General features: G+C 66.0%; 13 protein-coding genes. 12 read left to right on the forward strand and 1 reads right to left on the reverse strand.

The annotated features are described in order from the left end of the window. The first annotated feature begins 432 nt into the window (after positions 1 to 432). The 10 genes from BPRO_RS00440 to BPRO_RS00485 all read left to right on the forward strand — a co-directional run bounded on the left by BPRO_RS00440 (position 433) and on the right by BPRO_RS00485 (position 11,119). Positions 433 to 1,263, forward strand: a complete 831-nt coding sequence (locus BPRO_RS00440) for a phosphogluconate dehydrogenase C-terminal domain-containing protein (RefSeq protein WP_011481064.1) — start codon at positions 433 to 435, stop codon at positions 1,261 to 1,263. 94 nt (positions 1,264 to 1,357) lie between these two features. Further along, entirely contained in the window at positions 1,358 to 2,353 is a 996-nt protein-coding gene (locus tag BPRO_RS00445; RefSeq protein WP_011481065.1) for a TRAP transporter substrate-binding protein, read from the forward strand. A 2-nt stretch (positions 2,354 to 2,355) separates the two neighbouring features. Then, positions 2,356 to 2,922 carry a TRAP transporter small permease gene (locus tag BPRO_RS00450; protein ID WP_011481066.1) on the forward strand — a complete coding sequence of 189 codons (567 nt, stop codon included), beginning with the start codon at positions 2,356 to 2,358 and terminating at the stop codon, positions 2,920 to 2,922. Positions 2,923 to 2,945: 23 nt separating this feature from the next. After that, positions 2,946 to 4,286 carry a TRAP transporter large permease gene (locus BPRO_RS00455; RefSeq protein WP_011481067.1) on the forward strand — a complete coding sequence of 447 codons (1,341 nt, stop codon included), beginning with the start codon at positions 2,946 to 2,948 and terminating at the stop codon, positions 4,284 to 4,286. Positions 4,287 to 4,335: 49 nt separating this feature from the next. Further along, on the forward strand, positions 4,336 to 5,775 hold the full coding sequence (locus BPRO_RS00460; RefSeq protein WP_041389072.1) for an aldehyde dehydrogenase family protein: 1,440 nt from the start codon (positions 4,336 to 4,338) through the stop codon (positions 5,773 to 5,775). 33 nt (positions 5,776 to 5,808) lie between these two features. Then, on the forward strand, positions 5,809 to 6,570 hold the full coding sequence (locus tag BPRO_RS00465; RefSeq protein WP_011481069.1) for an SDR family oxidoreductase: 762 nt from the start codon (positions 5,809 to 5,811) through the stop codon (positions 6,568 to 6,570). 119 nt (positions 6,571 to 6,689) lie between these two features. Further along, entirely contained in the window at positions 6,690 to 7,931 is a 1,242-nt protein-coding gene (locus tag BPRO_RS00470) for a ribulose-bisphosphate carboxylase large subunit family protein (protein WP_011481070.1), read from the forward strand. A 5-nt stretch (positions 7,932 to 7,936) separates the two neighbouring features. Further along, a complete protein-coding gene (gene oiaK, locus BPRO_RS00475; protein ID WP_011481071.1) occupies positions 7,937 to 9,310 on the forward strand; it encodes a 3-oxo-isoapionate kinase OiaK in 1,374 nt (457 codons plus the stop codon). Between the two features lie 59 nt (positions 9,311 to 9,369). Further along, positions 9,370 to 10,083 (forward strand): transcriptional regulator NanR, encoded by a 714-nt coding sequence (locus BPRO_RS00480; protein WP_011481072.1) that lies wholly within the window; start codon positions 9,370 to 9,372, stop codon positions 10,081 to 10,083. 247 nt (positions 10,084 to 10,330) lie between these two features. After that, positions 10,331 to 11,119 (forward strand): SDR family NAD(P)-dependent oxidoreductase, encoded by a 789-nt coding sequence (locus BPRO_RS00485; RefSeq protein ID WP_011481073.1) that lies wholly within the window; start codon positions 10,331 to 10,333, stop codon positions 11,117 to 11,119. A gap of 267 nt (positions 11,120 to 11,386) precedes the next feature. On the opposite strand, the gene BPRO_RS30790 is transcribed toward BPRO_RS00485, so the two are convergent. Further along, complete coding sequence (locus BPRO_RS30790) at positions 11,387 to 12,190, reverse strand: hypothetical protein (protein WP_011481074.1); 804 nt, start codon at positions 12,188 to 12,190, stop codon at positions 11,387 to 11,389. Positions 12,191 to 12,491: 301 nt separating this feature from the next. On the opposite strand from BPRO_RS30790, the gene BPRO_RS00500 reads away from it, so the two are divergent. After that, entirely contained in the window at positions 12,492 to 12,833 is a 342-nt protein-coding gene (locus BPRO_RS00500; RefSeq protein ID WP_011481075.1) for a zinc ribbon domain-containing protein YjdM, read from the forward strand. Positions 12,834 to 13,314: 481 nt separating this feature from the next. Beyond that, a complete protein-coding gene (locus tag BPRO_RS00505) occupies positions 13,315 to 13,707 on the forward strand; it encodes a TraR/DksA family transcriptional regulator (RefSeq protein WP_011481076.1) in 393 nt (130 codons plus the stop codon). The last annotated feature ends 274 nt before the right edge of the window (positions 13,708 to 13,981 follow it).

Here is a 13,981-nt window from a genome sequence, read left to right on the forward strand (position 1 = left end):
CGTAGCATTCATGGGTTCGAGCACATGCTCGAGCAATGTTCATGCGCCTGGTGTGTAGGCGCTGACTTCGCTCCGGTCCTGGCTCCGATTTTCAGGTTTTCAGAGGACCACGCGTAAGGGTCCCTGACGCTGGCTCCCGCAGGCGATTTTTGCAAGCCAAAAATGCCTCTGGCCCCTGAACGACGGGCATGAGCAGCTATTAGCTACTAATTGCATGGCCAATCCAACGGCCGCGCCACACCGGCGCGGCGTGCCTGCGCCCGCCATTCCTGCGTAATGCAGCGGTGCAACCTGCCCAAGCCCCTTTTTCCTCAAGACCTAGGGTTAGTCCCATGTTGATATGCTGATGTACTCATCATACCATCACACCTCCTTGGCACTCTCAGCACTGAAGAGGGGTGCTCCCACTCAATCGCAAACTGGAGCTTGGTAATGAAGACAACAATCGCGCTGTTTGGCGCGGGCGGAAAAATGGGGGTTCGGCTGGCCAGGAACCTGCAGGGCTCGGACTACCGGGTGCGCCATGTCGAGGTCGGCGCCGTTGGCCGGCAGCGCCTGAAGGACGAACTGGGCGTCGACTGCGTGTCAGTGGATGCCGCGCTGGACGGCGCCGGGGTGGTGATCCTGGCTGTTCCCGACACCCTGATCGGCAAGGTCGCCGCCGAGATTTCGCCGAAGCTGCAGCCTGGCACCATGGTGATCACGCTGGACGCCGCCGCGCCCTTTGCCGGCCACCTGCCGGACCGGCCGGACCTGGTCTACTTCGTCGCCCATCCCTGCCACCCGCCCATCTTCAATGACGAAAGCACGAGCGAAGCGCGGCGCGACTTCTTTGGCGGCGCGCATGCCAAGCAGTCCATCGTCAGCGCCCTGATGCAGGGCACGGACGCAGACTTTGAATTGGGCGAGGCGGTGGCCAAGGTGATTTACCAGCCCATCCTGCGCTCCTATCGCCTCACGGTAGAGCAGATGGCTTTGCTGGAGCCCGGCCTGTCCGAAACCGTCTGCGCCACGCTGCTCGACGTGATGCGCGAAGCGATGGACGAGGTGGTGGCGCGTGGCGTGCCCAAGGACGCTGCCCGCGACTTCCTGCTGGGCCACATGACCATTCTGGGTGCGGTGATCTTCAAGGAGATCCCGGGCCAGTTTTCCGATGCCTGCAACAAGGCGATTGCCTTCGGCAAGCCGCGCCTGATGCGCGACGACTGGAAAAAAGTCTTCGACCACGACGAGATCGCCGACAGCATCCGCCGCATCACCTGAGCATCCGCGTTCCCCGCCCGGCTGACGCCGCCATAGAAGCGGCGCGGCTGCATTCCTCTGGTTTCCCTTGCAAAACATATTCATGGAGACAAACATGACCCCACGTTCCCGCTCTTCCCGCTCTTCCCGCGCGGTACTCGCCGCCTCTGCACTCCTGATGGCGCTGGCCGGCACGGCCAGCGCCCAGACCATCCTGAAGATCGGCTACACGCCGCCCAAGGACTCGCATTACGGCGTGGGCGCCACGACGTTCTGCGACGAAGTGGAGAAGGGCACGCAAGAGCGTTACAAGTGCCAGCATTTCCCCAGTTCGGCGCTGGGTGGCGAGCGCGAGATGATCGAATCGGTGCAGCTCGGCACTCAGGATCTGGTCAATACCTCGACCGGCCCGCTGGGCAACTTCGTGCCCGAGACCCGTATCGTGGACATTCCCTTCCTGTTCCGCGACTACGAGCACGCCCGCAAGGTGATGGATGGTGCGATCGGCCAGGACCTGCTGAAAAAGATGCAGGCCAAGGGCCTGATCGGCCTGGCATGGACAGAAAACGGCTTTCGCCACATGACGAACAGCAAGCGGCCTATCCTGCAGGCGAGTGATGCGGCCGGCCTGAAGGTTCGCACCATGGAGAACAAGGTCCACATGGACGGCTACAAGACCTTCGGCCTGCTGCCTACACCGATGGCCTTTCCGGAACTGTTCACGGCGCTGCAGCAGGGCACGGTGGACGGCCAGGAGAACCCGATACCGGTGATCCTTTCGTCCAAGTTCTCGCAGGTCCAGAAACACCTCTCGCTGACGGGCCATGTCTATTCACCAGCGGTGCTGATCCTGTCGTCCAGGGTCTGGGACAAGCTGTCCGAGGCCGATAAAAAGGTCTTCGTTGCGGCGGCGCAGAAAGCCACGGTCGCGCAGCGCAAACGCGTCAACGACGACGAGGCCAACGGCATCACCCAGCTGAAGAAGGACGGCATGCAGGTGGTTGAAAAGGTCGACGGAGAAAGTTTCCGCAAGGCCGTGGCGCCTGCCTACGCCGGCTTCGCCAAGGAGTTCGGTGCCGAGCGCATCGCCGCCATCCAGGCCGTGAAATAAGCATGACGCCTCCGTCAGCTCCTGGCCTGGCGATGCCTCTGGCAAGCCAGGGCCGGGCGGCCGGCATCACCGCGGCCCTGCGGGCGGGTGTGCTCGCCCTCGACCGGCGGACCACCGAGTTGGCGCTGCATGTCGGCTGCCTGCTGCTGGCCGTGATCTGCGGCCTCGGGATGTGGCAGGTGGTCACGCGGTTTGTGCTGTCGCAACCATCCACCTGGACCGAGGAGGCAATGCGGCGCCTGCTGATCTGGTGCGTGATGCTGGGGGTGGTGGTGGCATTTCGCCGCGGCGCGCTGGTGTCGGTGGACCTGATGCTGCGCGTATCGCGCGGCTGGTGGCGCCACACCGTGCGCAGCCTGATCACGCTGGCCTCGCTGGCCTTTCTCGCCACGCTGTTGTGGTTCGGCATCGAACTCACGTGGCGGGTGCGCTTCCAGACCTTTGCCAGCATGGAGCTGTCGATGGCCTGGGCCTATGCCGCGCTGCCTGTGGGCGCCGCCCTGAGCGTGCTGGCCGTGCTCGCGCAGCACATCGATCCGATGAACGAAGAACTCGAGAACGCCCAGTAGGCAGCAGGAAGCAGTAAGCCGTCATGCCCATCACACTATTGACTTCGATGGTGCTCGCGTTTGCGCTGAGCATTTCCATTTCCGTGGCCATAGGCGGCTCGGCCATGCTGGGCCTGGCGCTGTTCGACATGGACAAGCTGGTGCTCGCGCCCAAGGAGATGTTTGCCGCGATCGACAAGTTTCCGCTCGCGGCCGTGCCGTTCTTCATCCTGGCGGGCAACCTGATGGAGACCGGCGGCATCTCGCGGCGGCTGGTCGAATTCGCCAAGTCGCTGGTCGGTGGCGTGCAGGGCGGCCTGCCGATGACCTGCGTGCTCACCTGCATGATCTTTGCCGCGGTGTCGGGCTCCTCGGTGGCCACCACCTTCGCCATCGGCTCCATCCTGATTCCCGCGCTGATCAAGCACGGCTACCCGACCAGCTACGCCGCCGCGCTGCAGGCGACCTCGGCCGAGCTCGGCGTGATCATTCCGCCGTCCATCCCGATGATCCTGTTCGGCGTGTCGGCCGAGGTGTCCATCGGCGAACTGTTTATCGCCGGCTTCGGCCCGGGCCTGCTGATCGGCGGCGCGCTGATGCTGTTTGTGCACCTGTATTGCCGCTTCAAGGGCTGGGGCAAGCGCGATGGCGACGGCCGGCTGCCGGTGCGCATCGCCACGGCCAAGGCCGGCTGGGCGCTGCTGATGCCGGTGATCATCCTGGGGGGCATCTACGGCGGCATTTTCACGCCCACCGAGGCGTCGGTGGTGGCGGTGTTCTATGCGCTGACGGTGGGGCTGTTCATTCACCGCGAACTGGAGCTCAAGGACCTGGTTCCGGTCTTTCGCAAGTCGCTGATCTCCAGCGCGGTGATCATGTTCATCATCGCCAACGCCGGGCTGTTCGCCTTCCTGATCACGCGCGCCGGTGTGCCGGAAGCGCTGGGCACCTGGCTGACCGAGGTGTTGAAGTCGCCCACGTGGTTTCTGCTGGGCGTGAACGCGGCGCTGTTCGTCATCGGCATGTTCATTGAGACCTCCGCCGCCATCATCGTGCTGGCGCCTATCCTGGTGCCTGTGGCGCGTCACTTCGGCGTCGACCCGGTGCACTTCGGCACCATCATGGTGGTCAACCTCGCGCTGGGAATGATCACGCCGCCGTTTGGCGTGAACCTGTTCGCCGCCTGCACGGTGGCCAGGATTTCACTCGACCAGATCGTCAGGCACCTGGTGCCCTTCGTGCTCGTGATCGTCGGTTGCCTGATGGTCGTCACCTATGTGCCCAGCATCAGCCTGGCGCTGCGCGACCTGGTCTATCCGCCGAAGGTCGCCAGCGTGGCCCCATCGCCTTCTCCATGGGTCGCGCCGGCCCCCGCGTCGAATTGATGCGGACCGCGTCCCCATTCTTGATTTTGGAAACCACACCATGAAGTCAATCGAGCCACAGCTCAACCTCATCGCCGGCGAACGCTGCGCCGCCACATCCGGACGAACCCTCGACGTGCTCGACCCGTCCGACGGGGAGGTCTTCACCACCTTGCCGCGCAGCGACGCGCGCGACATCGACGCTGCTGTGGCAGCCGCGCGGGCGGCCTTCCACGGCGCCTGGGGCCGCACCACGGCCACCGAGCGCGGCCGCATCATGATGCGGCTGTCGGCGCTGATCCTGCAGCACCATACCGCGCTGTCGGAGCTGGAGTGCCGCGACACCGGCAAGCCGATCCAGCAGGCACAGGCCGACATCATGGCCTGCGCGCGCTACTTCGAGTACTACGGCGGCGCGGCCGACAAGCTGCACGGCGAAATGATTCCGTATGCGCAAGGCACGACCGTGATGGCCGTGCGCGTGCCGCATGGCGTCACCGGCCACATCATTCCGTGGAACTACCCGGCGCAGATTTTCGGCCGCTCGGTCGGCGGCGCGCTGGCTGCGGGCAATGCCTGTGTCGTGAAACCGGCCGAAGATGCCTGCCTGACACCGCTGCGCATCGCCGCGCTGGCCCTGGAGGCCGGCCTGCCCGCCGGTGCGCTGAACATCGTCTGCGGCCTGGGCATTGAAGCCGGTGCGGCGCTCGCCAGCCACACCGGCATCAACCACATTTCCTTCACCGGCTCGCCGCAGACCGGCACCGCCGTTGCGCAGGCGGCCGCCGTCAACCATGTGCCGGTGACGCTGGAGCTCGGCGGCAAGTCGCCGCAGATCCTGTTCGCCGATGCCGACCTGGAGCAGGCGCTGCCGGTGGTGGTGAATGCCATCGTACAGAACGCCGGCCAGACCTGTGCCGCCGGCAGCCGGGTGCTGATAGACCGCGCCATTCATGCGCAGGTCATGGCGCAACTGAAGGAGCGATTCGAGGCGCTGTCTACCGGCCCCGGCCTGCAGGGCCTGGACTGCGGCCCGCTGATCAACCGCAAGCAGCTGGAGCGCGTGCAAACCATGGTCGAGGCGGCGCGTGGCGACGGCGTGCGGGTGGCGGCGCGCGCGCGCCTGGTGGGCGGCGCGCCTTCAGGCGGTTTCTTCTTTCCGCCCATGCTGCTCGATGACGTTCCGCCCGCGCACACGATTGCGCAGTCGGAGGTCTTTGGCCCGGTGCTGGCGGCCATGACCTTCGACGGCGAGGACGAAGCCGTCGACATCGCCAACGGCACGCCCTTTGGCCTGACGGCCGCGGTGTGGACGCGCGACGGCGCGCGCCAGCTGCGCGTCGCGCACCGCATCGAGGCCGGCCAGGTCTTCATCAACAACTACGGCGCCGGTGGCGGCATCGAGCTGCCCTTCGGTGGCATGAAACATTCGGGCTATGGCCGCGAGAAGGCCTTCGAGGGCCTGCGCGGCTTCACGACCATCAAGACCATTGCCATCAAGCACGGCTGAGCCCTTTAAGTTAACCGTTCAGGAGACAGAGACATGAAGAAACTTCAGGACCGCGTCGCCATCATCACCGGCGCCGGCGGCGGATTTGGCGAAGGCATTGCGAAACATTTCGCCGAACTCGGCGCCAAAGTGGTCGTGGCCGACCTGCGCGCCGAGGCCGCGCAGCAGGTCGCCGCCGCCATCGAGTCGGCGGGTGGCCAGGCAATCGCGGTGCACGTCGACGTGACGCAGGACGCATCGGTGGCCGACATGGTGGCCGCCGCGGTCAAGCGCTTCGGCCGCCTGGACATCCTCGTCAACAACGCCGGCACCACGCACAAGAACCAGCCCATGCTGGAGACCGACGAGAAGACCTTCGACCGCGTCTATGCGACCAACGTGAAAAGCATTTACCTCGGCGCGCGCCATGCGGTGCCGCTGTTTCGCCAGCAGGGCGGCGGCGTCATCATCAACATCGCCTCCACCGCCGGCCTGCGCCCGCGCCCGGGCCTGAGCTGGTACGCCGGCACCAAGGGCGCGGCCATCACGCTGACCAAGGCCATGGCGGTCGAGCTGGCACCGGACAAGATCCGCGTCAACGCCATCAACCCGGTGATGGGCGAGACCGGCCTGCTCGCCGACTTCCTGCCCGGCGCGGACAGCGAGGAGGTGCGCCAAAAAATCATCGCGACGATCCCGCTGGGTCGCCTGAGCAAGCCGATCGACATCGCCAAGGCGACCGCCTTTCTGGCCAGCGACGAAGCCGACTTCATCACCGGTGTGGCGCTCGAAGTCGACGGCGGCCGCTGCATCTGAAACGTTCAAGATGAAGACTTACCGCATCGGCGTGATTTCCGGCGACGGCATAGGCCGCGCCACGACCCGCGAGCTTGGTGACGCCATCGTGCGGGCGCTGGCGAACTGAAGGAACATCCATGAGCGAACGTATTCACGCGACCTACTGGCTGGAAACCGGCGATGACCCGCGGCGCGCCGCCGAGGTGATTGCCGGCGAGCAGTCCAGCGGCACCTTCATCACGCTGCCCAACGAGACACCGGCGCTGAAGGCGCGCTCCGGAGCGCGCATCGAACGGCTGGAGGTGCTGGAGCAGGTCGGCCAGCCCAGCCTGCCGGTCGCCACGCCGGCCAAGGTCTACACCCGCTGCACGCTGGAGCTGTCGTGGCCGATCGAGAACCTCGGCCCCTCGTTGCCCAACCTGATGTCGACCATCGCCGGCAACCTGTTCGAGCTGCGCCAGGTGTCGGGCCTGCGTGTGCTGGACCTGAAACTGCCAGCGTCGTTCGCCGCTGCCTACCCCGGCCCGGCCTTCGGCATAGCCGGCACGCGGCGCCTGTCCGGCGTGGCGCAGGGCCCGCTGATCGGCACCATCATCAAGCCCAGCGTCGGGCTGGACCCGGCGCAGACGGCCGAGCAGGTGCGCCAGCTGATTGACGGCGGCATCGACTTCATCAAGGACGATGAGCTGCAGGCCGACGGGCCGCATTGCCCGTTCGACGAGCGTGTGCGCGCCGTGATGCAGGTGGTCAACGACGCGGCCCAGCGCGACGGGCGCAAGGTCATGGTGGCCTTCAACCTGACCGGCGACCTGGACCAGATGCGGCGGCGCCACGACCTCGTGCAGTCGCTGGGCGGCACCTGCGTGATGGCCAGCCTCAATTCCATAGGCCTGGTCGGCCTGCTCGAGCTGCGCCGCCATGCCAGCCTGCCCATCCATGCCCACCGCTGCGGCTGGGGTTATCTCTCGCGCAGCCCGGCGCTGGGCTGGGACTTTGCGCCATGGCACCAGATCTGGCGCCTGGCGGGTGCCGACCACCTGCATGTCAATGGCCTGGCCAACAAGTTCAGCGAATCCGACGCGAGCGTGATCGCCGCCGCGCGCGCGGTGCTGAGGCCGCTGTTCGCCCACCAGCCGATGCCGGCCATGCCGGTCTTCAGTTCGGGCCAGACCGGCCTGCAGGCGCCCGGCACCTATGCGGCGCTCGGCAGCGCGGACCTGATCCATGCCGCTGGCGGCGGCATCTTTGGCCACCCGGGTGGCATTGCCTCCGGGGTCAGCGCCTTCCGCCAGGCCTGGGAGGCGGCGATGGCTGGCACGCCGCTGCACGAGCATGCCAAAACGCATGCCGAGCTGCGCAGCGCGCTTGAGTTCTGGTGAGCGCCGTGGCCGACAACCGCTGGCCGGACGGCCTGCTGCTCGCCTACTACGGCGACGACTTCACCGGCTCCACCGACGTGATGGAGGCCTTCAGCGCGGCTGGCGTGCCGACCGTGCTGTTCCTGCGCCCGCCCACGGCAGACTGGCTGAAGCGGTTTCCCGAGGTGCGCTGCGTCGGCCTGGCCGGCCAGTCGCGCGGCCGCAGCCCGGACTGGATGGACCGCGAGTTGCCGCAGGCCTTCGCCAGCCTGGCCAAACTCGGCGCGCCGATTCTGCAATACAAGGTCTGCTCGACCTTCGACTCCTCGCCCGCGGTGGGTTCGATCGGCCGCGCCATCGATATCGGCGTGCCGCTGATGCCGGGCAACTGGTCGCCCATGGTGGTCGGCGCGCCGCGCCTGAAGCGCTACCAGGCCTTTGGCAACCTGTTCGCGGCGGTCGACGGCGTGGGCTACCGCCTGGACCGGCACCCGACCATGTCGCGCCACCCGGTCACGCCCATGGCCGAGGCTGACCTGCGCCTGCATCTGGCGGCGCAGACACCGCGCCGCAGCGAGCTGATCGACATGGTGCAGCTGCGTACCGGCGACGCGGCCGCCCGCGTGCAGGCGCTCGCCGGTGCCGACGTGCCGGTGGTGCTGCTTGACGTGCTTGACGAAGAAACACTGGCTGCGGCCGGCCGCCTGGTCTGGACGCAGCGCGGCCGTGGCCTGTTCACGGCCTCGTCATCCGGCCTGCAGTACGCGCTGGCCGCGCACTGGCGCAGCCAGGGCCTGTTGCCGGAGCAGCCTTCGCTGCCGGTGGCGGCACCCGTGCCGGTGATTGCCGTGGTCAGCGGCAGTTGCTCGCCGGTGACGGCGGCGCAGATCGCCTGGGCGCAAGGGCAGGGCTTTCAGGCCGAGCGCCTGAATCTGCCGCGCCTGCTCGACGCACGCGAGAGCGAGGTCGAGATAGAGCGCGTGGTGGCCGCCGCCGTGGGGGCCATAGCGCTGGGCGTCAGCCCGCTCGTGTATTCAGCCGCCGGGCCCGACGACGCAGCGGTGCGCCAGTTCGATGCGACGGCCACGCAAGCCGGCCTGGCCCGCGGCGAGGCGGCGCAGCGCGTCGGTGAGGGTCTTGCCGAAGTGATGCGGCGGCTGCTCGAGCGTGCGCCCTTGCAGCGCATTGTGGTGGCTGGTGGCGACAGTTCGGGCGAGGTGGCGAGCGCGCTCGACATCACCGCGCTCAGCGTGGTGGCCGGGCTCGCGCCGGGCGCACCGCTGTGCAAGGCCTGGTCCGAGCGCCGCGAACGCGACGGCCTGGAGATTGTGCTGAAGGGCGGCCAGATGGGCACGGCCTCGTTTTTCGGCGCCGTGCGTGCCGGCCGTTTGCTCGACTAAGTGATAATTAAAAGCTCACCCCGCCCGAAGTTTTTCCGTTTCCACTCCTATCCGCCACCATGACCACCGAACAGATCCAGCGCCGCAAGCTGTACCAGGAAGTGCTCGACCGGCTGCTGGAGCGGATCCGCAGCGGCGAAATTCCGCCCGGTGCCCACCTGCCTTCCGAGCGCGAGCTGATGGAGTTCTACGGCGTGGGCCGGCCGGCGGTGCGCGAGGCGCTGCAGGCGCTCGAGCGCTCGGGCATCGTCGAGATCACCCATGGCGAGCGCGCGCGCGTTGTCATTCCCACGGCCGGGCGGCTGATCGAGCAGCTCGCCGGCGGCGCACGCCACCTGCTGCACAGCCAGCCCGACATGCTGGAGCACCTGAAAGACGCGCGCGTCTTTCTGGAAGTGGGCATGGCCCGCGTGGCGGCCGAGCGCGCGACGGACGAAGACATTGCGCGACTGCGGCAGCGGCTGGCCGAACACCGGGCCTCGGTCGGCAAGGTCGACGAGTTCATCCAGCTCGACATGGCTTTTCACCGCGAGATTGCGCGCATCAGCGGCAACCCGATCTTCCCCGCCATTCTCGAGGCCCTGTTCGGCTGGGCGATCGAGTATTACCACCCCTTTGTCCGCGCGCCCGGCGCCGAGCAGCTGACGCTGGCCGAACACGCGCGGCTCGTCGAGGCCATCGCCACGCGCGATCCGCAAGCGGCGGAGGCTGCCATCCGGGAGCACCTGACGCGGGCCAATGAGCTGTATCGCCAGCTGGACCCGTCGCGCTAGCCAGGCCCGGCGCCGGCTGTTGAGGTCGTCAGCCTCGCCGGCGAAGTACGTTTGCAAGGCGACGGGTCGCTCAGGGCATCTCTCGGGCGTTGTCGCCGATATTGAAGATAACGTTTACGGGGGCCTTTCGAGGCCGCTTCAATCCGATCTGCATGGCGTTTTGAGGTCACGCTGGAAGAATGGCTGCCGGCCAGTACGCAAGCCAGTAAGCAATAACAAGCGATCATCTTTTTTTATGGAGCATCCTATGACGTCTGATAATTCATCCATGTCGGTAGCCGTGATCACAGGCGGTGCCCGCGGCATCGGCCTGGCGATTGGCCAGTGGTTCCTGAAACACGGTCATCGGGTCGCACTGCTCGACATCGACGGCGATACGCTGGCCCAGACGGCCGCCAGGCTGAATGACGATCACGTGCTTGCCGTCCACTGTGACGTGTCCGACCCGCAGCAGGTGCAAGCTGCCGTGGACAAGGTAAGGGCTGCCTTCGGCCGGATTGACGCGTTGGTTAATAACGCCGGTGTGGCGGTGTTCAAACCCATTGCTGAAACTACCTTTGCGGAATGGCGCCACGTGATGGCGACGAATCTTGACGGTGCGTTTCTGTGTACCCAGGCCTGCGCACCGGTCATGCAAAAAACTGGCGGTGGCAGCGTTGTCAATATCGCGTCCATCTCCGGTCTGCGCGCCAGCACACTGCGCGTTGCGTACGGCACCAGCAAGGCCGCGCTCATACACCTTACCAAGCAGCAGGCCGTGGAGCTGGGCAATGTCGGCATCCGGGTGAACGCAATCGCTCCCGGCCCCGTAGAGACCGAGATGGCCAAGCTGGTTCACAGCGTGGCCATCCGCTCGGACTACTACGATGCAATCCCGCTGAACCGCTATGGCACAACCGAGGAGATCGCGTCGGTCGCCGGTTTCCTCTGCAGTGCTGCCGCGAGTTATGTGAACGGCCAGGTCGTGGCCGCGGACGGCGGCTTCGACGCTGCCGGCGTAGGTCTGCCCACGTTGCGCAAGCGGGCCGCAGCCTAGGCAATTCGTTCAACGGTGCAAAAGCGCATAAGGGCGCATCGTGCTGGTGCCGCTCATCTCCTTCCCCCGCTGGGGGAGGGCCCGGATGGCGGCTCACGGCGTGGGCGTCGGGCCACCGTGCTTATCTGGTTGTCGCTGGCCCCCACCCCAACCCTCCCCCGGAAGGGGAGGGAGCTTCACGGGTCCTTGAATGAACCGTATTGGGGCCAGGGCCTGTTCACAGGGGGCCTCACCAGTTGGTGGTGAGGCTGCGCATGCCGGCTTGCGTCAGCTTCCGGTGTGCTTCCACAGGTTGATCGCGAAGCACACGAGGCCGACGCCGATCACCACCGAGGCCAGCGCGAGCACCGGTTCCACGGCCTGGTTGCCGCCCATAAACATGGCCAGCGTGACCATCTGGACCGGCAGGGCGAGGTTGTGCAGCCAGAAATGAACCTTGGCCAGCCGGGTGTCGGCCGCCGCAGGCGCAGACCGGTACCACAGCCCAAACAAGCCCATGCTGGCCCAGCCCAGCAGGTTCAGGTGGGCATGAACCGGTCGCATCGTGTAGTTATGGCTGGCGGCCATCCCAATGCCCAGCGTCACGCCAACCAAAAGATAAATAACGGCCAGACGTAAAAAGCGATTGCCCATGGAGTCCTCCTCGTTGAAAAAACTTAGTGCACAGCTGGACAGCCGCGAGAACCGCGTCGGCGGCGCCCGGCACCCGGCACCCGGCACCCGGCACCCGGCACCCGGCACCCGGCTGCGGTGTCCTTTTCCCGTCGTGTCCTCCAGCAACAGCGCGTTGCCCGGGACGTCGCGTCGGCGTTCGCCATCGCTTGCTTCGAATTCCATTTCACCGTTGAGGAAGAAAATCCACATGTGTAGGGGCGAGGGATGTAAATCGCCGACAAATCCGGCCAGCACGCGCAGGAATCCGCAGCGGGAGACGGGGGTCAATTCGGACACGCCGAACGGCGGGGCCGGCGGCGCAAAGTGACGCGTGGACAGGCTGATTTCCAGGCGCGCGAAATGAGACTCGCCGGCCGTGTCGGAATGCAGCCGGTCATAAGTGAGCAAGGATTCCATGGCCACTCCCTCTACCCGGTGCTTCACCGGGCTCGCCGGAGTTTGCCGTACATCGGCGCATCGCGCAAGCCTTGCGCAACGGTGCTGCTGTCATGCCCGGCGCATTGGCAGGGGAGGAGTGGATGAGCCCTTTACTTCGTCACCGGGCTGCTCACAGGAGCTTCGCGTTATTGTGTTATTCAGTAGTAAGGCACGGTTCGACGTGGCCACAGCCGGGTGGAAACTTTTGCCAGGCAGGGGTCGCCCCGGCCCGTGATGGATACTCGAGGTTGCCTCAACTACCTGCAATTTGAACGGAATCATGTCCACTATCCCAGCCTGCCCCCAGTGCGCTTTGGAGAACACCTACCCGGACGGCGACAACTATGTTTGTGCCGACTGCGGCCATGAATGGCCCATGCTGGAGACCGCAGACGCTGATGACAGCGCCGACGCCGTGGTCAAGGACGCCAATGGCAACGTGCTGGCCGACGGCGACGCCGTGGTGCTCATCAAGGACCTGAAAGTCAAGGGCTCGTCCATCACCCTCAAAATGGGGACCAAGGTCAAAAGCATTCGCCTGGTCGGCGGCGACCATGAGGTGGACTGCAAAATGGACGCCGGCAGCTTCATGCTGAAAGCCTGCTACCTGAGGAAGGCCTGAATCCAGTCATCCGACTCCGCCCGTACGCTGATTGCCACGAACCCCAACTACGATCCAGCTAGGCCGCACCACCGCCCCGGGCGAAGCAGTCGCTCGGCGTGCACTGAGGACGGTTTGAGCTGACGGACGAGTCACCGAGGCTGGCGGTACCGGGCTGGGACAAGCCGGCTCACAAGCGCGCGGCGCGGCTGCGCTTAGCGCCTGGGTCGGGCCCGGTCTGGAACTCCGGCGGTTTTAAGGTGTCCGACCGTTAAAGGGCTCAACAGTCCTGGAAAAATGTGCCGAAACGGTATATCGATTTTTGCTTCAAGACCCCATTTATGAAATCACGCCGTCACTTGCGCTGGCGAAACTCTCGCCGGTATACGTGTTTCTCGCCGTGCCTGTATGCTACGGCTATATCACAGGCATCGTGCTGTCGGTCGCCGGCAGCGCTGGAGCCACTTGACAGGCACGACATTTACATTAGCTGCGCCCGACCATGACGACCCTGAGAAACGACCAGCTCGACCTGCTACGCCGCGCGCTCGCCGAACGAGATGCCCAGTTGCAGGTCGAAGTGCGCGCGGCCAAGGAGGTGGCCGCCGAGCGCCCGCCCGCGACCGCGCGCGATGTGCAGGACCCGGGCGAGGACGCGGAAGAGCGTTACCGCCAAGGGCTCGAACACGTCGACCTGCAGCGCGACCAGGAAGAGCTGCGCGCCATCCAGCAGGCGCAAGAACGCATGGCCGACGGCAGCTATGGCGGTTGCATCGACTGCGGCCAGCCCATTCCCTTCGAGCGCCTGAAGGCGCAGCCGAGCGCGTCACGCTGCATCGCGTGCCAGACGCGCTTCGAGCAAGGGCGCGACACAACCCCGCGCTACACGGTCTGACGCGCCACGACCTCAGTCGCCTCCGGCAAACCACGCGCCCGATGCGGCCACCCTGGGTGCCTTGAGCGATTTTGTTCAGTTGGCTCAGGCGGTCCTTCTTTCGGTGTCGGCCCACTGGTTGACGCAGGGCGCGACCGGCGTGGGCGCGACCCCAAACGCTTCACAATTTCGGTGGATTCCCGCGGGAACTCCATGCAATGCAGTACCCCGCACCCGGTGCCTGCACGCCGCGCCGTGCTTGGCGTGCCGCTCGCCCATGCCGCGGCGGCAGTTC

Origin of the sequence: Polaromonas sp. JS666, from assembly GCF_000013865.1 — a bacterium.
GTDB lineage: Bacteria > Pseudomonadota > Gammaproteobacteria > Burkholderiales > Burkholderiaceae_C > Polaromonas.

What these genes read in the sequence shown, in the direction of transcription:
- BPRO_RS00440 (WP_011481064.1), top strand. Translation starts at nt 433, where the DNA reads ATGAAGACAACAATCGCGCTGTTTGGCGCGGGCGGAAAAATGGGGGTT.
- BPRO_RS00445 (WP_011481065.1), top strand. Translation starts at nt 1,358, where the DNA reads ATGACCCCACGTTCCCGCTCTTCCCGCTCTTCCCGCGCGGTACTCGCC.
- BPRO_RS00450 (WP_011481066.1), top strand. Translation starts at nt 2,356, where the DNA reads ATGACGCCTCCGTCAGCTCCTGGCCTGGCGATGCCTCTGGCAAGCCAG.
- BPRO_RS00455 (WP_011481067.1), top strand. Translation starts at nt 2,946, where the DNA reads ATGCCCATCACACTATTGACTTCGATGGTGCTCGCGTTTGCGCTGAGC.
- BPRO_RS00465 (WP_011481069.1), top strand. Translation starts at nt 5,809, where the DNA reads ATGAAGAAACTTCAGGACCGCGTCGCCATCATCACCGGCGCCGGCGGC.
- BPRO_RS00470 (WP_011481070.1), top strand. Translation starts at nt 6,690, where the DNA reads ATGAGCGAACGTATTCACGCGACCTACTGGCTGGAAACCGGCGATGAC.
- BPRO_RS00480 (WP_011481072.1), top strand. Translation starts at nt 9,370, where the DNA reads ATGACCACCGAACAGATCCAGCGCCGCAAGCTGTACCAGGAAGTGCTC.
- BPRO_RS00485 (WP_011481073.1), top strand. Translation starts at nt 10,331, where the DNA reads ATGACGTCTGATAATTCATCCATGTCGGTAGCCGTGATCACAGGCGGT.
- BPRO_RS30790 (WP_011481074.1), bottom strand. Translation starts at nt 12,190, where the DNA reads ATGGAATCCTTGCTCACTTATGACCGGCTGCATTCCGACACGGCCGGC.
- BPRO_RS00500 (WP_011481075.1), top strand. Translation starts at nt 12,492, where the DNA reads ATGTCCACTATCCCAGCCTGCCCCCAGTGCGCTTTGGAGAACACCTAC.
- BPRO_RS00505 (WP_011481076.1), top strand. Translation starts at nt 13,315, where the DNA reads ATGACGACCCTGAGAAACGACCAGCTCGACCTGCTACGCCGCGCGCTC.